Source organism: Anaeromyxobacter paludicola (assembly GCF_023169965.1).
Taxonomy (GTDB): domain Bacteria; phylum Myxococcota; class Myxococcia; order Myxococcales; family Anaeromyxobacteraceae; genus Anaeromyxobacter_B; species Anaeromyxobacter_B paludicola.
In genome coordinates this window covers 45227-62897 of record NZ_AP025592.1, presented here as the reverse complement: position 1 = coordinate 62897, position 17671 = coordinate 45227, and the positions used below count along the sequence as shown (strand labels likewise).

15 protein-coding genes are annotated in these 17671 nt (G+C 75.0%); 6 read left to right on the top strand and 9 right to left on the bottom strand.

The window, feature by feature from the left end:
- Window positions 1-335 precede the first annotated feature (335 nt).
- Both AMPC_RS00305 and AMPC_RS00300 read right to left on the bottom strand, forming a co-directional pair.
- Entirely contained in the window at window positions 336-2393 is a 2058-nt protein-coding gene (locus AMPC_RS00305) for a M13 family metallopeptidase (protein ID WP_248343528.1), read from the bottom strand.
- Window positions 2394-2448: 55 nt separating this feature from the next.
- On the bottom strand, window positions 2449-2970 hold the full coding sequence (locus AMPC_RS00300) for an acyl-CoA thioesterase (RefSeq protein ID WP_248343527.1): 522 nt from the start codon (window positions 2968-2970) through the stop codon (window positions 2449-2451).
- Window positions 2971-3073: 103 nt separating this feature from the next.
- On the opposite strand from AMPC_RS00300, the gene thyX reads away from it, so the two are divergent.
- The 6 genes from thyX to AMPC_RS00270 all read left to right on the top strand — a co-directional run bounded on the left by thyX (window position 3074) and on the right by AMPC_RS00270 (window position 10656).
- A complete protein-coding gene (gene thyX / locus AMPC_RS00295; protein WP_248343526.1) occupies window positions 3074-3892 on the top strand; it encodes an FAD-dependent thymidylate synthase in 819 nt (272 codons plus the stop codon).
- Window positions 3893-4004: 112 nt separating this feature from the next.
- Window positions 4005-6518 (top strand): signal peptide peptidase SppA, encoded by a 2514-nt coding sequence (gene sppA, locus AMPC_RS00290; protein WP_248343525.1) that lies wholly within the window; start codon window positions 4005-4007, stop codon window positions 6516-6518.
- 574 nt (window positions 6519-7092) lie between these two features.
- On the top strand, window positions 7093-8223 hold the full coding sequence (gene rho / locus AMPC_RS00285) for a transcription termination factor Rho (protein WP_248343524.1): 1131 nt from the start codon (window positions 7093-7095) through the stop codon (window positions 8221-8223).
- 130 nt (window positions 8224-8353) lie between these two features.
- Window positions 8354-9508 (top strand): HD domain-containing phosphohydrolase, encoded by a 1155-nt coding sequence (locus tag AMPC_RS00280; RefSeq protein ID WP_248343523.1) that lies wholly within the window; start codon window positions 8354-8356, stop codon window positions 9506-9508.
- A gap of 32 nt (window positions 9509-9540) precedes the next feature.
- Window positions 9541-9885, top strand: coding sequence for a hypothetical protein (locus AMPC_RS00275; RefSeq protein ID WP_248343522.1), 345 nt, complete (start codon window positions 9541-9543; stop codon window positions 9883-9885).
- A gap of 18 nt (window positions 9886-9903) precedes the next feature.
- Window positions 9904-10656 carry an exodeoxyribonuclease III gene (locus AMPC_RS00270; RefSeq protein WP_248343521.1) on the top strand — a complete coding sequence of 251 codons (753 nt, stop codon included), beginning with the start codon at window positions 9904-9906 and terminating at the stop codon, window positions 10654-10656.
- Between the two features lie 28 nt (window positions 10657-10684).
- On the opposite strand, the gene AMPC_RS00265 is transcribed toward AMPC_RS00270, so the two are convergent.
- Genes AMPC_RS00265 through AMPC_RS00235 form a run of 7 tightly spaced genes read right to left on the bottom strand, consistent with a single transcriptional unit; the run spans window position 10685 to window position 17671 of the window.
- Window positions 10685-11074, bottom strand: coding sequence for a response regulator (locus AMPC_RS00265; protein WP_248343520.1), 390 nt, complete (start codon window positions 11072-11074; stop codon window positions 10685-10687).
- The gene (cheB, locus tag AMPC_RS00260) at window positions 11071-12183 is read right to left on the bottom strand and encodes a chemotaxis-specific protein-glutamate methyltransferase CheB (protein ID WP_248343519.1); all 1113 of its coding nucleotides are present in this window, start codon (window positions 12181-12183) and stop codon (window positions 11071-11073) included. Before cheB ends, AMPC_RS00265 begins: the two co-directional genes overlap by 4 nt.
- Before the next feature lie 44 nt (window positions 12184-12227).
- Window positions 12228-13106: a CheR family methyltransferase gene (locus AMPC_RS00255; protein ID WP_248343518.1), complete on the bottom strand. Its 879-nt coding sequence runs from the start codon at window positions 13104-13106 to the stop codon at window positions 12228-12230.
- Window positions 13103-15187, bottom strand: a complete 2085-nt coding sequence (locus AMPC_RS00250; RefSeq protein ID WP_248343517.1) for a HEAT repeat domain-containing protein — start codon at window positions 15185-15187, stop codon at window positions 13103-13105. Before AMPC_RS00250 ends, AMPC_RS00255 begins: the two co-directional genes overlap by 4 nt.
- Window positions 15184-15825, bottom strand: a complete 642-nt coding sequence (locus tag AMPC_RS00245; protein WP_248343516.1) for a chemotaxis protein CheW — start codon at window positions 15823-15825, stop codon at window positions 15184-15186. The genes AMPC_RS00250 and AMPC_RS00245 overlap by 4 nt, the downstream gene beginning before the upstream one ends.
- The gene (locus tag AMPC_RS00240) at window positions 15822-16832 is read right to left on the bottom strand and encodes a chemotaxis protein CheW (protein WP_248343515.1); all 1011 of its coding nucleotides are present in this window, start codon (window positions 16830-16832) and stop codon (window positions 15822-15824) included. The genes AMPC_RS00245 and AMPC_RS00240 overlap by 4 nt, the downstream gene beginning before the upstream one ends.
- Window positions 16833-16846: 14 nt before the next feature.
- Window positions 16847-17671, bottom strand: coding sequence for an ExeA family protein (locus AMPC_RS00235; protein ID WP_248343514.1), 825 nt, complete (start codon window positions 17669-17671; stop codon window positions 16847-16849).

The window sequence follows — 17671 nt, the reverse complement described above, 5'->3', positions numbered from 1 at the left end:
CAGGCGCAGCGATGCGACCGGTGCTCTCCATGGAATCCCCCGTTCCCGCGTTGACGAAGGGTGCGGATCGAGCCGCGACCACATCGGCGCCGTGGACGCTACATGAGGGACTCTCGTGGTGACAACGCCTCCGGAAGGGCGTCAAAGCCTACTTTGCACACAGTCCGTCTTCACTTCGAGACAACGTCGCCGAAACACGGGCGTTTCTCGCGGCGAGGCCTCGAGCGGCCGCGCTCCGCCATCCTGCGCGGGATCAAGTCACGAGCGCGGTCCGCCCCGCGATCACGGGATGGACCGCGGCCACGGGGCGGCTCGCGACGGCCGGACGGCCGGCGTCACCAGACCTCGCACCGCTCGGCCCGCACCATCTTCGCGCCGGCCGGGCAGCTCCAGGCCTTCTGGAACTCGGGGAGGTTGGAGAGCGGGCCGTTCACCCGGAACCGCGGCGGCGAGTGCGGGTCCACCGTGACGAGCATCCGCACGTAAGGGTCGCGCGACTTCTGGCACCAGGACTGGGCGAAGCCGAGGAAGAACTGCTGGTCCGGGGTGAAGCCGCTCGCGTCGGGCGCGTCGCCCCGCTGACCGAGGGCCCGCCGGTGCGCGGCGTACGACAGCTTCGCGCCGCCGAGGTCGGCGATGTTCTCGCCGAGCGTGAGGTGGCCGTTGAGGTGCACGCCCGGGAGCGGCTCGTAGGCCTCGTACTGCTTCGCCACGCACTCGGCGCGACGGTCGAACTCCTTGTCCACCGTGGGCGACCACCAGTCGCGCAGGTTGCCCTCGGCGTCGTAGCGGCGCCCCTCGTCGTCGAAGCCGTGGGTGAGCTCGTGCCCGACCACCACGCCGATGGCGCCGTAGTTCACGGCCGCGGGCGCCCCCAGGGTGAAGAACGGCGGCCGCAGGATGCCGGCCGGGAAGACCATCTCGTTGAGCGCCGGCTCGTAGTAGGCGTTCACGGTGGGCGGGCTCATGTACCACTCGCCCCGGTCGAGCGGCTTGCCCACCTTGTCGAGCTCCCGGTTCACCTCGAACGCCTCCGCCGCGAGGGCGTTGTCGAGCCAGCGGCCGCGCCGCACCTCGAGCCTGGCGTAGTCGCGCCACTTGTCGGGATAGCCGACCTTGTTGAAGACCTTGCCCAGCTTGGCGTTCGCCTGGGCGCGGGTCGGCGGGTCCATCCAGGCGAGACCGGCGAGGTCCTGGCCCATCGACTGCTCGATCTCCGAGACCAGCCGGGTGGTGGCGGCCTTCCCCTCGGGGCCGAAGTGGCGGCGCACGTACGCCTCGCCGAGCGCCTCGCCGAGCGCGCCGTCGGTGAGCGACACGCACCGCTTCCAGCGCGCCTCGAGCTCCTTGGCGCCGGTGAACGCCGCCGAGGAGAAGGCGAACCGCTCGTCCACGAAGGCCTTGGGCAGCGCGCGGTACCCGGTCGCCTTGGCGAGCAGGTTCCACTCGAGGTAGGTGCGCCACCGCGCCGGGGACGCCTGCTTCACGAGCCGCCCCACCTCCTCGACGTTGCGCGGCGTGGTCACGTTGATCGCGGTGACGCCGGGGTGGCCGACGCCGGCGAGGTAGCGCCGCCAGTCCACCTGCGGGGCGAGCTTCTCGAGGCCGGGCAGGTCCACGCGGTTGTAGACCCGCTTCGGATCGCGCAGCTCGGTCCGGGTGTAGTGGGAGCCGGCGAGGGCGGTCTCGAGCGCGAGCACCTCGCCCGCGGCCTTCTCCGCCTCGGTGGGCGCCCGGCCGGCGAGGGCGAACATGCGGGCCACGTGCGCCCGGTACTGCTTCAGGATCTCCTGCGACCTGGGATCCGTGGAGAGGTAGTAGTCGCGGTCGGGCAGGCCGAGGCCGCCCTGCGACACCACCGCGATCACCTGGCTCGCGTCCCTGGCGTCCTGCTGCGAGCCGAGCTGGAAGGCCGCGAAGACCCCCGCGCGGTGGAGGCGCGCCAGCTCGCGCAGGAGCGACTCCGGGTCCTTCACGGCGCCGAGCCTGGCCCACTCCGCCTTGAGCTCCGCGAGCCCGTGCGCCTCGACCGCCGGCTCGTCCATGCAGCTCGCGTAGTAGGCCCCCACCTTGTCGGCGAAGCGGTCCTCCGGCGCGGCGCGGCCGGCGGCCTCGTCGTCGGCGATGGCCCGGAGCTCCTTCAGGTTGCGCTCCCGCAGCTCGAAGAAGCCGCGGCTCCAGCTCGGCTTGTCGGCCGGGATCTCGGTCTTCGCGATCCAGCCGCCGCAGGCGTAGGCGTAGAAGTCGTCGCAGGGGCTCACGCCGCGATCGACGATCGAGGGGTCGATCCCGAGCGGCGCGGCCTCCGCCGGCTTCGCGGGGGCGGGCGCGCCGGTGCGGCACGCGGTGAGGAGCGCCGCGCAGAGGGCGGCGGCGCCGAGGCGATTCTTCATGTGGCTCTCCTGCCCGCCTGGCGGGCCTGGGTGGACGAAGGCTGCGACGCGGGGCTCAACGAGGCGCCGCCCCCGGGACGGCGCGGGCCCGCCGGGACGCCAGCCGGGCCGCCCGCCGCTCCTGGGCGTCGGCCTGGCGGCGGAGCTCGTCCTCGGTGACGGCGAGGAGCATCGGCGCGCGCTGCGGCTTCCCGTCGGCGCCGAGCGAGACGAAGGTGAGGAAGGCGTCGAGGCAGGGCCGGCGCTCGCCGGTGGTGGTCTCCTCGGCCTCGACCTCCACCTCGATCTCCATCGAGGAGCCGAAGACGGCGTTCACCCGGGCCCGCAGGATGACCACGTCGCCCACGTGGATGGGGGAGAGGAAGGAGAGCTGGTCGATGGAGGCGGTGACGCAGGGCGTCCGCGTGTGGCGCTGCGCCGCGACGCCGGCCGCGAGGTCCACCCAGCTCACCACCTTGCCGCCGAAGGCCGTGCCGAGCCGGTTGGCGTCGCTCGGCATCACGAGCTCGGTCATCTCGACGCACGAGCTGGAGGCGAGCTTGGCCGCGGGCCCCGGGCCTGGATCGGGAGGGGTCATGGCCGGTCTGTCTAGCACGGCGGGGCCTCGCCCGCCCGCCCGGGTTTCGCGGCGCGCGGGGCGCCTACCCGCGAGGCCCGCCCCGCGGTATGAAGGGAGCCCCATGGCCCTCGAAGTCACGCTCATCGACTACGCCCGCGACCCCCTCACCAAGCTCTACGGCGCCTACCGCACCTGCTACACGCCGAAGACGCCCAACGAGGTCTGGGCCGAGATCGGCGCCGGCAAGATCACGCCCGAGCAGATCCGCGGCTTCATCCAGGAGCGGCTCAAGACCGGCCACGCCTCGCCGCTCGAGCAGGTGGTCTTCTGGTTCGGCATCTCCGGCGTGTCCCGCTCGCTCAGCCACCAGTTCGTGCGCCACCGGATCGGCATCAGCTTCGAGCAGCAGAGCCAGCGCTACGTGAAGTACAAGGAGGAGCGGCTCGACTACGTGACGCCGAAGAGCTTCGAGAAGACGCCCGGCATGGCCGAGGAGTACGAGAAGCTCATGGCCGAGGTGACGCGGGTCTACCAGCTCGCGCTCGCGAAGGGCGTGCCGGCCGAGGACGCCCGCTTCGTCCTCCCCAACGCGACCCCCACCAACTTCCAGGTGATGGTCAACTTCGCCGAGCTCCTGCACATCGCCGATCTGAGGCTCTGCTGGCGGGCGCAGTGGGAGATCCGGCACATGGTCGCGCTCATGCGCCGCGCCGTCGTGAAGGCGGTCCCGGAGATCGGCGTCTACCTGCAGCCCAAGTGCGGCGACAAGCGGACCGGCTACTGCGACGAGCCCTACCAGGACTGGGAGCGGTGCCCGATGGGCAAGCAGCGCCCGCACAAGGAGCAGATCTTCGCGCTGTTCCGCGAGTACAAGGCGGGGAACCTCGTGCCGCTCACCGAGGACGACCTGCGCCGCGTCGAGGACGACGGCCAGGAGTAGCGACCGCCACCCCGCTCCGGCGCCGGCCCGGCCGCCGCCCGGGAGGTCCAGCCCGCCACCGTCCCCTGCCAGGGGCCAGGTCGCCTGCCCGCCGCTGGGCTAGAATCCCGGCATGACACGGTTCGTGAAGCCGCTCGCGCTCCTCGCCGCGCTCGGCCTGCCGGCGCTCGCCGCCGCCCAGGCCATGACCCTCGTCGAGCGCGCCCGCGGGACGCCGGTGGGGCTCGCGGTGACGCCGGAGGGGGCGGCCAGCGCCGAGGAGCCCTCGGGGCTCGCCGTGAACCCGGCCGCGCCCGGCTTCGTCGGCGGCTTCGCGCTCCAGTACTTCCACGAGCAGGGGAGCGCCCGCGGCTACCTCGGCGACGGCTTCTACACCACGCTCCCGCTCGGCCCCTTCGCGCCCTCGCTCTCCATGGAGTGGGTGCGCCCCGGCGACGGCGGCGGCTCCCGCTACCGCAAGACCGGGCTCGGCCTCGCCTTCTCCCCCACCCCGCTCTTCTCGTTCGGGCTCGCCTGGAACCACTTCTCGTCGCCCGACCCGGCGCGCGACGCGCTGCGGAGCCTCGACGTGGGGCTCACGGTGCGCCCGGCCCGCTGGCTCTCCCTCGGCGCCTCCGCGCTCGACCTGCAGGCGCGCGAGTCGGGCCGGCCGCTGCCGGTCCGCTACGACCTCGGCGCCGCCACGCGGCTCTGGAACGACACCCTCACGCTCTCCGGCGACCTCCTCGCGAGCGACCTCGGGCGGGACGCCTTCCACGTCACCCACGGCGCGCTCGGGGTCCGCGCCGACTTCCCCCGCGGCTACGGCCTGCAGGCGCAGGTGCTGCTGCCGCTGCGCGACGCGCCGGGCGTGGAGGGCGCCGTGGTGGCGCAGCTCGCCGTGACCGCCTCGACCGCGCACCTCGGCCTGAGCTCGTCGGTGTCCGGCGCCACCGAGGAGGCCGGCCGCGGCTGGACCGTGGGCGCCCGCGTCAGCGCCGAGCGGTACCGGGGGCTCTCGACGGTCCAGCACAGCGTGCCGGTGGTGTCGCTCTCGCAGGCGCTCGCGCAGCCCCGCTCGCTCATCCTGCCGCTCGCCCGGCGCGACCCGTACGGCCAGCTCCTGGCCCGGCTCGACGCCGTCCGCGACGACGAGACGCCGGGGCTGCTCGTCCGGATCGACGACGTGCCGCTCGGGGCCGCCCGCGTCGAGGAGCTGCGGCACAAGCTCGAGCAGGTGCGGGCGAGGAAGCCGGTGGTGGCCTACGTGACCGGGGGCGGGAACCGCGGCTACTGGCTCGCCACCGCGGCGAGCGCCATCTGGGCGCCGCCCTCGGCGCCGCTGCAGGTGAACGGCCTCGCCTCGAACCACCCCTTCCTGCGCGACGCGCTCGCCCGGCTCGGCGTCGCCTTCGACGTGGTGGCGATGGGGCGCTACAAGAACGCCCCCGACGCGCTCACCCGCTCGGACATGAGCGACGCGCAGCGCGAGGTGACGGGCTCCCTGCTCGACGACCTGCACCGGCGGCAGCTCGAGGCGGTCGCCGCGGCGCGCGGGCTCCCCGAGGCCCGGGTGAAGGAGCTCGTGGACGTGGGCTTCTTCACGAGCGAGCGGGCGGTGCAGGAGAAGCTGCTCGACGAGGTGGTCTGGCCCGACGAGCTCGAGGCGCGGCTCGGGAAGGTGGTGGGCGGCGAGGTGCGGCTCTCGGAGCGGGAGGACCGCAGCCCGCCCCGGCAGGCGCAGCGCTGGGGGCCGCGCCCCGCGGTGGCGGTGATCCGGCTCGAGGGGACCATCGTCTCCGGGAGGAGCCGCTCGGATCCGTTCGGCGTCGAGAGCGTGGCCGGCGCCGAGACGGTCACGCGGCAGCTCCGCGCCGCCGCCGAGGACGGGAGCGTGAAGGCGATCGTGCTCCGGGTGGACTCGCCCGGCGGCGACGCGCTCGCCTCCGACCTCATCTGGCGCGAGGTGGTGGCCGCCCGCCGCAAGGGCAAGCCGGTGGTGGCCTCGATGGGCGACAGCGCCGCGAGCGGCGGCTACCTGGCCGCGGTCGGGGCCGGGGAGATCCTGGCCGAGCCCTCGACCTACACCGGGTCGATCGGCGTCTTCGTGCTCAAGCCGGACCTGTCCGGGCTCCTCGGCAAGCTCGGGGTGAAGGACGTGGTGCTGAAGCGCGGCGAGAACGCCGACATCGAGTCGCCGCTCAAGACCTGGACGCCCGGCGAGCGGCGGCTGGTGGAGGAGCAGATCTCGGCCTTCTACGAGACCTTCCTGGCCCGGGTGGTCGAGGGGCGCAAGCTCTCCCGCGACGAGGTGCACGCCGTCGCGCAGGGCCGGGTCTGGTCGGGGGCGCAGGCCCTCTCGCACAAGCTCGTGGACCGGCTCGGCACCCTCGACGACGCCATCGCGCTCGCGAAGCAGCGCGCCGGCTACCGCGCCGACGAGGACCTCGAGGTCCGGCGCGTCGAGCCGGAGCTGGGGCTCGCCGAGCGGCTCTCCTCCGCCGTGGTCCGCGCCGAGGAGCCGCCGGCGCTCCTCCGGCTCGCCGCCAGCGTGCCCGAGCTGCGGGCGGCGGCGCTCCTGTCCGAGATGGGCCCGATGCTGGCCCTGCCCCTCGACTGGCTGGACGGCGTCCCCCCACGACCCTGATGCGCCTCAGAGGATCCTTTCGCTCCGGGCAGGAGTCTGTTATGTAGCCGTTGTCTCCTCCCTGATCGCGCCTCAGATTCATTTGCGGCGGGGGGGTGATCCCCCGGTCGTACGGCTCCTTTGAACCCGTTGCGCCGCTCTTTGCGAGCGATGCGCACACAACGGATCGGGGGGGCGCGAAGCCCGCGACAGCTCGAACAGCGAAACGCGAACGCCGCGCCGACCAGACCAGCCGAAGGACCGCGCCGCCCAGCACGGGATGCGGCCGGAGCAGACAGACAGCATGAGCGAAAACGAGCAGACCCCGTCCTCGGGTGGCGAAGGCGCCCCGCCTCCGGCCGCGTCGCAGCAGCCCGCCCCCACCGCCGCAACCTCCCCCGCCGAAGGCGGTGACGCCCAGCAGGGCTCGCCGCAAGGTCAGGGCCAGCAGCCCGGTCAGGGCCAGGGCCGCCGCCGCCGCCGCCGCCGCGGTCGCCGCGGCCGCTCCGGCCAGCCGGGGAGCCCGCAGGGAGCGGGTCCCGGCGGTCCGGCCGGCCAGCCCGCGCCGGGCGCGTCCCCCGCGAACGGCGCCCCGGTGGCGGCCGCCCCGCAGGCGCAGGCGCAGCCGGAGCAGACCGAGGAGGTCGAGGGCGTCCTCCAGTTCGAGGGCAAGGGCCAGGGCTGGCTGCGCGATCCGAAGCGCAGCTACCTGCCGCAGGCCTTCGACGTCGAGGTCCCCCGCTGGCTCATCGACCGGATGCACCTGCAGCCGGGCGTGCTGGTGAAGGGCCAGGCCAGCCTGCGGAACATGAAGCGGACGCTGCAGCGGGTGGACACCGTCGAGGGGACCGACCCTATCGCCGTCGCCCGCCGCACCCACTTCCAGAACCTCACCGCCACCGACCCGACCGAGCGGCTCATCATCGAGACCCGCCCGGACGAGCTGGTGGGCCGGGTGCTCGACCTCGTCGCCCCCATCGGCCTCGGCGCCCGCGCGCTCATCACCTCGCCGCCGAAGGCCGGCAAGACGATCATGCTGCAGCGGATCGCCCAGGCGATCACCTCCAACCGCCCGGACGTCCACCTCACCGTGCTGCTCGTGGACGAGCGGCCGGAAGAGGTGACCGACATGAAGCGCAACATCAAGGGCGAGGTGGTCGGCTCCTCCAACGACCGGCCCACCGAGGAGCACCTGCACGTCGCCGAGATGGTGCTGGAGCGCTCGAAGCGGCTCGTCGAGGCCGGCAAGGACGTGGTCATCCTGCTCGACTCGATCACCCGCCTGTCCCGCGCCTACAACAAGGAGGTCGAGTCCTCCGGGCGCACGCTCACCGGCGGCGTGGACAGCCGGGCGCTGGAGCGGCCCAAGCGGCTCTTCGGCGCCGCGCGCAAGGCCGAGGAGGGCGGCTCGCTCACCATCATCGCGACGGCCCTCATCGACACCGGCAGCCGCATGGACGAGGTGATCTTCGAGGAGTTCAAGGGCACCGGCAACATGGAGGTGGTGCTCTCGCGCCAGCTCGCCGAGCGCCGCATCTTCCCCGCCATCGACATCGGCGCCTCCGGGACGCGCAAGGAGGAGAAGCTCTTCTCGCCGAAGGAGATCGAGAAGGTGCGCCGCCTGCGCCAGGCGCTCGCGTCGCTCAAGCCGGTCGAGGCCATGGAGCGGCTCCTCAAGAAGCTCTCGGAGTTCGAGACCAACGACGAGTTCCTCGGCAGCTTCTGAGCGGCCGGGGCGCGCCCGCCCCAGGTTCGGCGGGACCCTCCCGCCGCGCCCGGGCGCGCCCCCTCGAACCGGCCGACCGCCCGGCGCCCCCCTGTCCTGCCGGACGGAGGGACGATATGATGCCGGGCGCGTGACCGTTCACCTGAAGTCGGCGGCGACGCCGCCCGAGCTGGTCTTCCTCGTCGACGACGACGCCCTCGTGCTGCGCGCCCTGTCGCGCGTGCTCGAGTCGGCCGGCTTCGGCACGCGCGCCTTCCTCACCCCGCGCGAGGCGCTCCAGGCGCTCACCCGCGAGGCGCCGAGCGTCATCATCTCGGACTACATGATGCCCGGGATGGACGGCATCGCCTTCTTCAAGGCCTCCCGGGAGCTCGCGCCCGGCGCGGTCCGCATCCTCTGCACGGCGGCCGAGGACTTCCAGGTCGCGCTCGAGGCGGTGAACTCCGGCGAGGTCTACCGGATCGTCGCCAAGCCCTGGCACCAGCAGGAGCTCCTCGCCACCATCGGCCACGCCTGCGAGTCCTCCCGCCTGCGGCGCGAGAACGAGCGGCTGACGCTCGAGGTGCAGCGCCAGAACCTGCAGCTCCGCGAGATGAACCACGGGCTCGAGGAGATGGTCCGCGCGCGCACCCAGGCGCTGCTCGAGGGGCTCATCTCCGCGCTCGACTACCGCGACGCCGAGACCCAGTGGCACTCGCGCCGCGTCTCGCTCTACGCCCGGCGCCTCTCGCAGCAGCTCGGCATCGAGGAGCCGGAGGTCACCGTGGTCGAGCACGGCGCCCTCCTCCACGACATCGGCAAGATCGGCGTGCGCGACAGCGTGCTGCTCAAGCCGGGCCCGCTCTCGGCCGAGGAGTGGGTGGAGATGAAGCGGCACCCGGAGCTCGGCTGGTCGCTCCTGCAGCGGGTGGACTACCTGCGCACGGCCGCCCGGGTGGTGCTCGAGCACCACGAGAAGTGGGACGGGACCGGCTACCCCCGCGGGCTGCGCGGGGACGAGATCTGCCTCGGCGCCCGGGTGTTCGCCATCGTGGACACCCTCGACGCCATCACCACCGACCGCCCCTACCGCAAGGGCCGGCCGTTCGCGGCGGTGCGCGACGAGGTGCTCCGCTGCACCGGCACCCAGTTCGACCCGCGCGTGTCCGAGGCCTTCCTCGCCATCCCGGAGGAGGAGTGGGACCGGATCCGGCTCGACGTCGAGACCGTGGCGGTCCTGTCCGCGGAGCTCTCGGAGCGGCCCCCGAGCGAGCGGCGCGAGCCGGCCCAGGCCGCATCGCGGTAGCCGGCGGCGCCGGGCGCGCTATCATCCGTCGCATGCCCGCCTCCTGCTACCACTGCGGCGCCGCGCTCAAGCTCGACGGCCCCGTGGGCCGCCGCACCACCTGCCCCGAGTGCGACGGCGACGTCCGCTGCTGCATGAACTGCCGCCACTACGACGAGTCGGCGGCCCACCAGTGCCGCGAGCCGCACGCCGAGCAGGTGGTGGAGAAGGAGGCGTCGAACGCCTGCGATCTCTTCCAGCTCGGCGACGGCGCCGCCCGCCGGCAGGGCGACCGGGGCGCGACCGCCCGCGGCCAGCTCGCCGCCCTCTTCGGCGAGGCGCCGAAGCCGCGGGAGGACCCGCACGACGCCCTCGAGGCGCTCTTCAAGAAGCGCTGAGCGCCGCCCGGGGGCCGCATGAAGCTCGCCACCTGGAACGTGAACGGCATCCGGGCCCGCGAGGCCCAGGTGGCGGCCTTCCTCGACGAGGAGCGGCCCGACGTCCTCTGCCTCCAGGAGCTCAAGGCGCCGGTGGCGAAGGTCCCGGCCTCCCTCTGCGAGCGCGCCGGCTACCACTGCCGGTGGCACGGCGAGACCGCCTACTCCGGCGTCGCCCTGCTGGTGAGCCGCGCGCTCGCGCCCGAGCCCCCCGCCTTCTTCCACCCGGCGTTCGACCACGAGACGCGCATCGTGGCGGCGGCGCTCCCGGGCGTCACCGTGGCCTCCATCTACGTCCCCAACGGCGGGAAGGACCTCGCGGCCAAGCTGCGCTTCCTCGAGGCGCTCGACGCCTGGGCCGGCGAGCGGCACGCGGCGGGCGAGCGGCTCGTGCTGGCCGGGGATCTCAACGTCGCCCACACCGACCTCGACGTGCACGAGCGCGAGCGCAAGCCGGGCGCCGTCGGGCAGCTCCCCGAGGAGCGCGCCCTCTTCGACCGGCTGCTCGCGCGCGGCCTCGTGGACCTGACCCGGGCCCTCCACCCCGGCGACGGCACCGTGTTCAGCTGGTGGGCGCCGTGGCGGAACCTGCGGCAGCGCAACATCGGCTGGCGCATCGACTACCTGCTCGCGAGCGCGCCGCTCCTCGCGGCCACCCGGAGCTGCGCGCCGCGCCCGGCCTTCGGGACGAGCGACCACGCGCCGGTGGTGGCGGAGCTCGCGCTGCCCTGAGGCGCGCCGCGGGGGCGCGCGCCGCCGCTCAGGCGGTCCGCTTGAAGAGCTGCCGCACCGCCTCGACCACCTGCTGCGACTGGACCGGCTTCACGAGGTAGGCGCTCGCGCCGAGGTCCATCGCGCGCCGGCGGTCCTCGGTGGCGCCCTCGGTGGTGATGACCACGATGGGCACCCGCTGGTGCACGCCGCCGCTCTGCCGGACGAGGGCGATGAGCTTCAGCCCGTCCATGAGCGGCATGTTGATGTCGGTGAGCACCACGTCGTAGGAGCCGGTCGAGAGCTTGCGCCAGGCGTCGGCCCCGTCGGTGGCCTCGGTGGCGTGGATGCCCATCACCCGCTGCAGCGCGTAGGCGAGCTGCTTGCGCATGGCGCCGCTGTCGTCCACCACCAGCGCGGAGAGCGTCGGGCCGGTCATGCGCCCTCCCGGCCCGTGAAGCGCACCAGCCGCCCGGCGATGGCGCCGAGCGGCAGGATCTCGTCCACGCACCCGGAGGCGACCGCCTCCTTCGGCATCCCGTAGACCACGGCCGTCTCCTCCGACTCCGCGATGGTGAGCCCGCCGGCGGCCTTCACCGCCTCGATCCCCTTGCGGCCGTCGTTCCCCATGCCGGTGAGGATCACGCCGGCCACCCGCTCGCCCAGGACGCGCGCGGCCGACTCCAGGATGAGATCCACGCTGGGACAGTAGCGCCGGCCCGGGACGCGGGCCGCGTCGAGGACCGCGCAGCGGATCTCGCCCGACGGATCGCGCAGGAGCTGCAGGTGCTTGCCGCCCGGCGCCACCAGCACCCGGCCCGGCGCCACGACGTCCCGGTCGGCCGCCTCGGAGACCGAGAAGGAGCTGGTCCGGCCGAGCCGCTCGGCGAAGGCCGCCGTGAACCGCTCCGGCATGTGCTGGCCCACCACCACCGCGAGCGGCAGGTCGCCCGGGAGCGCGGTCAAGAGCCGCTGCAGCGCCGGCGGGCCGCCGGTCGAGGCCCCGATGACGAGCAGCCGCATCGGCTCGGGCGCGCGGGGCGCGGGGGCGCGGCGCGCCGCCGGCCGCTCGCGGGCCGGCTCCGAGGCCGGGGGGGGCCGCGCCGACTGGTCGAGGTGATCCGCTCGAGCCGTCGGCGCGGCGGAGCGCGCCGACTGGTCGAGGTTCCCGATCTGGAGCGCGCGGACGGTGCCGATCTTCTCGAGGAGGTCGTCCCGGATGGCGGTGAGATCGGCGTCGGGCCCCTCGGGCTTGGCGATGAAGTCGAGCGCGCCGAGCTCGAGGGCCTTGAAGACGTCGCTCTTCCGGGAGTTGGAGGAGATGACGATGACCGGCGTGGGCTGCCGGGACATGAGCAGCCGCAGGAAGGTGAAGCCGTCGAGCCGCGGCATCTGCAGGTCGAGGCAGATGGCGTCCGGCTTGATCTCGAAGGCCTCCTTGAGGGCCTCCTCGCCGTACGACTCGCGGCCGACGACCTGGACGCCGCGCTCGTAGGAGAGCATGTCGCTGATGGTGCGGCGCATGGAGGTCGAGTCGTCGACCACCATGACGCGCAACGTGCGGGGACCGCGGGGAGCTCGCTCGGGGGGGGTCACGGGGTGGCTCGGCAGGAGGAGGCGGCGTAGGGCTTGCGGTACACGAGGTCGTTCTTCAGGTGGACCAGCTCGAAGTCGGCGGTGACGTTGAGCAGCGACTCCGAGTGGCCGAGCATCAGGAATCCGCCCGGCTGCAGCTTGTCGTGGAAGCTCCTCACCACGCGCTTCCGCGCCGGCAGGTCGAAGTAGATCATCACGTTGCGGCAGAAGATGGCGTCCACCCGCCCCACGAGGCTCATCATCCCCTCGTCGAGCAGGTTGAGGTGGCTGAAGGAGACGTCCTTGCGGACGGCGTCGAGCACCGCCAGCTTCCCGCCGTCGGCCGGGCGGAACCAGCGGCGGATCCCCTCGGCCTCCTCGTTGCGGAAGGCGTTGGCGCCGTAGACGCCCGCCCGCGCCACCGCGAGCACCCGGCGCGCGATGTCGGAGCCGAAGATGTCCACGTCCCAGCCGTCGAAGAGCCCGGAGGTCCGCAGCAGGATGGCGATGGTGTAGACCTCCTCGCCGGTGCTGCAGCCCGCGCTCCAGATGCGCAGCTTCCGCTCGCGGGCGCGCTCCTGCGCCAGCACCGGCAGGATCTCCTCGGAGAAGGCGCGGAGCTGGTGCGGCTCCCGGTAGAAGTAGGTCTCGTTGGTGGTGAGGATCTCGACCGCGCTGTCGAGCTCGGCCCGGCGCCCCACGTCGTAGCGCAGGAAGTGGTGGTACTCCTTGAAGCTCTGCAGCGCGTGCACCTGCAGCCGGGGCGCGAGGCGGCGCTCGAGCAGGTAGCGCATCTCGTCCCTGAAGTAGAGCCCGCAGTAGTCGTAGATGAGATCCCGCAGGAGGCGGAACTCCTCGACCGTCATGACCGGGCACTGGTCGAGCGGCGGGGTCATGGGGCGCCCCGGGGCCTCGACTCGAGCGCCTGCACCGCCTCGGCGAACGCCTCGGCGACGAGCCCGTCCTCCTCGGCCCGGGCGAGCCGGCGCAGCGGCTCGAGCAGCGCCTCGTCGCCGCGCTGCGAGATGGCGCGCGCGGCGGCCCGGCGGACGTCCCAGCGCGGGTGCGCGGCGGCGGCGAGGAGCAGCGGGGCCCCGCCCGGCGCGGCGGCGGCGGCGGCGACCGCCTCCTTCACCACCTCGGGGTCGGGGTGGCGCGCGGCCGACTCGAGCACCGGGAGCTCGGCCCGGCCCAGCTCCGCGAGCGCGTGCACCGCGGCGGCGGCGGCCTCGGCGGGCGCCGCCGGATCGCAGGCGAGGCGGGCCAGGCCGTCGGCGTACTCCACCGCCCCGCAGCGCCCGAGCGCGCGGCTCGCGGCGGCGCGGACCAGGGCGTCCTCGTCCCGCAGCGCCATGGCGAGGGCCCGGGCCGCCTCGCCGCAGGTCGGCAGCGGCTGGCCCGCGGCCTGGGCGCGCTCGCGGAGCGACCGGGCCGACGCGCCCACCGCCTGGGCGGCGGCGGCGCGCACCGACGGGTCGCGGTCGTCGAGCGCGTCGAGGAGCTCGTGCGGCGGCTCCATGCCCATCATGCCCTGGCTGGCGAGGGAGGAGAGCGCCGCGGCGGCGGCCACGCGCGTGCCGCGGTGGGGCGCCCGCAGGCCGGCGCGCAAGGCCGGCAGGTCCTCCGGCTCGCCCACCCGGGCCACGAGGCGCAGGAGCGCCGGCGCGGGGGGCTCGGCGCAGTCGCGGTAGACGGCGCGGACGCGCGCCGCGTGCTCGGGGCCCCGGGTCGCGAGGAGCGCCAGCGCCGCCACCGCCGCGCCCGACAGGCTGGCGTCGGGCTGCCGCAGCAGCTCCGCCAGCGCCGGCACGGCGCGCAGGTCGCCGAGGCGGCCCAGCCCCTCGACCGCCGCGGCCCGCGCCAGCTCGTCGTCCCCCGCGACCTCGGCGAGGAGGTCCGGCAGCACCGAGGCGTCGCCCTGGCGCGCCAGCGCGCCGAGCACCACGGCGCGGGCGGCGGGCGAGAGCTCGTGGAGCACCGGGCGCAGCACCGGCGCGAGGTCGTGGCCGAGGAGCTCGAGCGCCGCGGCGGCGAGGGGCCGCAGCCGCTCGTCCTCGGCCGCGCGCGCCAGCGCCGGGGCGTGGGCGGGATCGCCCATCCACTGCAGGACCGCGATGCCGCCGGCGGCGACCGCCGGGTCCTCGCTCCCGAGCGCGCCCAGGCACTGGTCGGCCAGCGAGGCGCGGCCCGGCAGCTCGCGCACCGCGCGCGCCAGCGGCCCGAGCGCCTCGGGGGAGCGGCGGAGCCGCTGCTGGCCCACCGCGCCGAGCGCGATCTCGCGCACCGTGCGGGCCGGCTCGGAGAGCGCCTCGGCGAGCAGCGCCAGCGCGGCCGGGTCGTCGGAGAACCCGAGGAGCCGGCAGGCCGGGCGCCGCAGGAGCCGCTCGCCCCAGAGCGCGGACAGGATCGCCACCGGCGGCGCGGCGCGGAGCTGCGCCAGCCCCTCCAGCGCGGCCTGGCGCACCGGCCGATCCTGGAGCTCGAGCGCGCCGCGCAGCGCCGCCTCGCACTCCGGGCCGCCGATCTTGCCGAGCGCCTCGGCCGCCGCGACGCGGACGTTCGGGTCGGGGTCGCCGAGCGCCCGCGCCACCGCCGGGGCCGACTGGCGCTCCCGGATCTCGCCCAGGATCTCGAGGGTGCCGGTCCGCTCCTCCGGCGTCGGGGCGGCGAGGCGGCCCAGCAGCGGCCCGACCGCGCGCGCGCCGAACCGGACCAGCGCGGCCGCGGAGGCGTTCCGCCGGCCGGGGAAGCTGTCGGCGCCGAGCGCCGCCACCAGGGCGGGGAGCGCCGGGGCCGGGTCCTCGAGGAGCGTGATCCGCTCGACCGCCGCGTTCCGCACCCGCCAGCTCGGGTCGGCGAGCCAGCCGAGCAGCGCGGCGAGTTGGGCCGAAGGGTCGAGCCGGCAGACGGCGCGGTAGCGCGCCTCCTCCTCGGCGTCTCCTCCCACGGAGTCGGGGGGATCGCGGGGTGTGGTCATCCGTTCCTCATGGCCCCGGCGAGCGCGCGCGCCGCGGCGAGGGCCGCCGGCGCCGAGGGCTCGAGGAGCGCCTTCACGTTGAGCAGGAGCCGCATGCGCGTGGGCCCGGCCGACCGCTGGAGGGTCCGGGTGGGCGCGCGGCCGGGGGCGGCGGGCGCCGGGGCGGCGCCGGGGACCGGGCGGGCGGCGCCGGCCTCCGCGCCGCAGACGCCCAGGAAGAAGCGCCGGGCGCCGGAGCCGACGAGCTCGGGCGCGGCGCGGATGGCCGAGCGGGGGATGCGCAGCACGTCGCTCACGCCGTCCACCACCAGCGCCAGCACCCGGCCGCCCACGTGGACGATGAGGTACTTGGTCTTGCGGGTGGGCGGCTGCGCCGGGAGGCCGAAGCGCCTGCGCACGTCCACCACCGGGATCACCTCGCCCCGGAGGTTGAGCACCCCCTCGACGTACTCGGGCGCGTGCGGCACCGGGGTGATGGGCAGCGGCTGGACGATCTCCCGGATGCGCATCAGATCGAGGACGTACTCCTCGTCGCCCACCCGGAAGGCGCAGAGCTGGACGACCGGATCGGCCGGTGCGGCCGGCTCGCGCCGCTCGGTGAGGTGGCGCTGCGGACCGGTCGCGTCGCGAGGGGTCATGGGGCGAGCGCCTCCTTGGGCTTGGAGAAGCGCAGCACGGCGGCGAGGTCGAGCAGGATGTAGAGCCGGTCCCGCTCGCGCCCGATGCCGGCGATGTACTCGGCCGAGCTGCCGACGATGCCTTGCGGCTTCTGCTCGATGGCGGACGGCGGCAGGCGCACCACCTGCGCGACCGCGTCCACGAGGAGCCCGCACGGCCCCTCGCCGGCGTCGCAGATGATGACCCGGCCCTGTCCCCTCCCCTCCGCGGGGGCCGGCGCGAGCCCGAGCCGCCGCCGGGGATCGAAGACCGGGATGACGTCGCCGCGCACGGTGATCACCCCGAGGACGTGCGCCGGCGCGCGCGGCACCTCGGTGATCGGCGGCGCCTTCAGGATCTCGCGGATGAAGTCGATGGCGAAGGCGTACTCCTCGCCGCCGAGCCGGAAGGCGAGGTACTCGCGCCGCGCCTCCGGCGCCTCCCCGGCGGACTGCGCGCCGGGATCGCACAGCCCCAGGTCCGGCACGGCCGGGCCGACCTCGTCCTGGGCGAAGAAGAACTCGGAGAGCGCGTCGGCCGGCTGGCGCGGCGGGAGCTCGGGCGTCGGCTCGGGCGGCGGCTCGGGCGCGGCGCGGGGGGCCGCGGGCGGCGGCGCGGCGCGATCGGCCCGCTCGGGGGGCGCGTCGGCGGGGATGAGCGCGGGGGACCAGAGCGGCGCGGGCGCGCCCTTCGGCGCGGGCGAGGGCTCCTCGAGCGGCATCATCGAGACCGGCGGGAAGACCGGCGCGAGGGCGGAGGTCAGCGCCGCCGAGAGGAGCTCGGCGGGCGCGGGCGGGGCCCGGTCCTCCGGCATCCGGGAGGGGACCTCGCGCGGCGCGGGCGCCGGGGGATCCTCGAGCGGCATCATGGACGGCGCGGCCGAGGGGGGGCGCTCCTCCGAGATCGCGGGCGCGGGCGGGGGACGGGTGGCGCTGGCGCGCGCCTCCGACCGCTCCTGGGCCTTCTTCCGGATCTTGAGGAAGTCCATGGTGTTCCCGCAGTCTACCCCCGGACGGGCTTCCCGCCCAGATAGGCGTCGAGATCGGCGGCCGCGGCCTGGACGACCCCGGCGTCGAGCCGCTGCAGCTCGCGGGCGAACCCCTCGAGGAGGGAGCTCGCGGCGAGCTGGTTGATGCGCCGCGGCACGCCCCCGGAGCGGGCGTGGATCTCGAGCACCGCGTCCTCGGTGAAGAGCGGCTCCTCGCGCCCGGCGACGCGCAGCCGGTGGGCGAGGTAGGCCCCCACCTCGGGCGCCTCGAGCGCGCCGAGGTGGTAGGCGACGCCGATCCGCTGCGCGAACGCCTCGCCGCCCTTGCCGCGGATCCGGTCGCGCAGCTCCGGCTGGCCGATGAGCACGAGCCCGATGAGCGCCCGGTCGTCGGCGGTGAGGTTGGTGAGCAGGCGCAGCTCGTCGTAGGCGCCGCGGCCGGGGAGCATCTGGGCCTCGTCCACCAGCACCACGGGAAACTGGTCCTCCTCGTCGAGGGCGGCGGCGAGCTCGGCCAGGGCGGCGTAGACGTCGCCCTTGCGCTTCTGGCGCGGCAGGCCGAAGGCGTCGGAGACGGCGGAGAGGAGCTGGGCCGCCGGCAGCGCCGGGTTCACGACCAGCGCGAAGCGGCAGCGGTCCGCGAAGGCGTCCACCAGCGCGCGCGACAGCGTGGTCTTGCCCGCGCCCACCTCGCCGGTGAGCACCGCCGGCTCCCGCTCCTCGAGGGCGTGCGAGAGGCGGGCCAGCGCCTCGGCGTGCTGGGGCGAGTGGTAGAGGAACGCGGGGTCGGGGGTCTTGGAGAAGGGCTTGGCGTGGAGCCCGTAGTGCTCGAGGTACAT

Excerpts from the sequence above, each read along its gene's own strand:
- AMPC_RS00305 (WP_248343528.1), bottom strand. The coding sequence starts at position 2,393 with ATGAAGAATCGCCTCGGCGCCGCCGCCCTCTGCGCGGCGCTCCTCACC.
- AMPC_RS00300 (WP_248343527.1), bottom strand. The coding sequence starts at position 2,970 with ATGACCCCTCCCGATCCAGGCCCGGGGCCCGCGGCCAAGCTCGCCTCC.
- thyX (WP_248343526.1), top strand. The coding sequence starts at position 3,074 with ATGGCCCTCGAAGTCACGCTCATCGACTACGCCCGCGACCCCCTCACC.
- sppA (WP_248343525.1), top strand. The coding sequence starts at position 4,005 with ATGACACGGTTCGTGAAGCCGCTCGCGCTCCTCGCCGCGCTCGGCCTG.
- AMPC_RS00275 (WP_248343522.1), top strand. The coding sequence starts at position 9,541 with ATGCCCGCCTCCTGCTACCACTGCGGCGCCGCGCTCAAGCTCGACGGC.
- AMPC_RS00270 (WP_248343521.1), top strand. The coding sequence starts at position 9,904 with ATGAAGCTCGCCACCTGGAACGTGAACGGCATCCGGGCCCGCGAGGCC.
- AMPC_RS00265 (WP_248343520.1), bottom strand. The coding sequence starts at position 11,074 with ATGACCGGCCCGACGCTCTCCGCGCTGGTGGTGGACGACAGCGGCGCC.
- cheB (WP_248343519.1), bottom strand. The coding sequence starts at position 12,183 with ATGGTGGTCGACGACTCGACCTCCATGCGCCGCACCATCAGCGACATG.
- AMPC_RS00255 (WP_248343518.1), bottom strand. The coding sequence starts at position 13,106 with ATGACCCCGCCGCTCGACCAGTGCCCGGTCATGACGGTCGAGGAGTTC.
- AMPC_RS00250 (WP_248343517.1), bottom strand. The coding sequence starts at position 15,187 with ATGACCACACCCCGCGATCCCCCCGACTCCGTGGGAGGAGACGCCGAG.
- AMPC_RS00245 (WP_248343516.1), bottom strand. The coding sequence starts at position 15,825 with ATGACCCCTCGCGACGCGACCGGTCCGCAGCGCCACCTCACCGAGCGG.
- AMPC_RS00240 (WP_248343515.1), bottom strand. The coding sequence starts at position 16,832 with ATGGACTTCCTCAAGATCCGGAAGAAGGCCCAGGAGCGGTCGGAGGCG.
- AMPC_RS00235 (WP_248343514.1), bottom strand. The coding sequence starts at position 17,671 with ATGTACCTCGAGCACTACGGGCTCCACGCCAAGCCCTTCTCCAAGACC.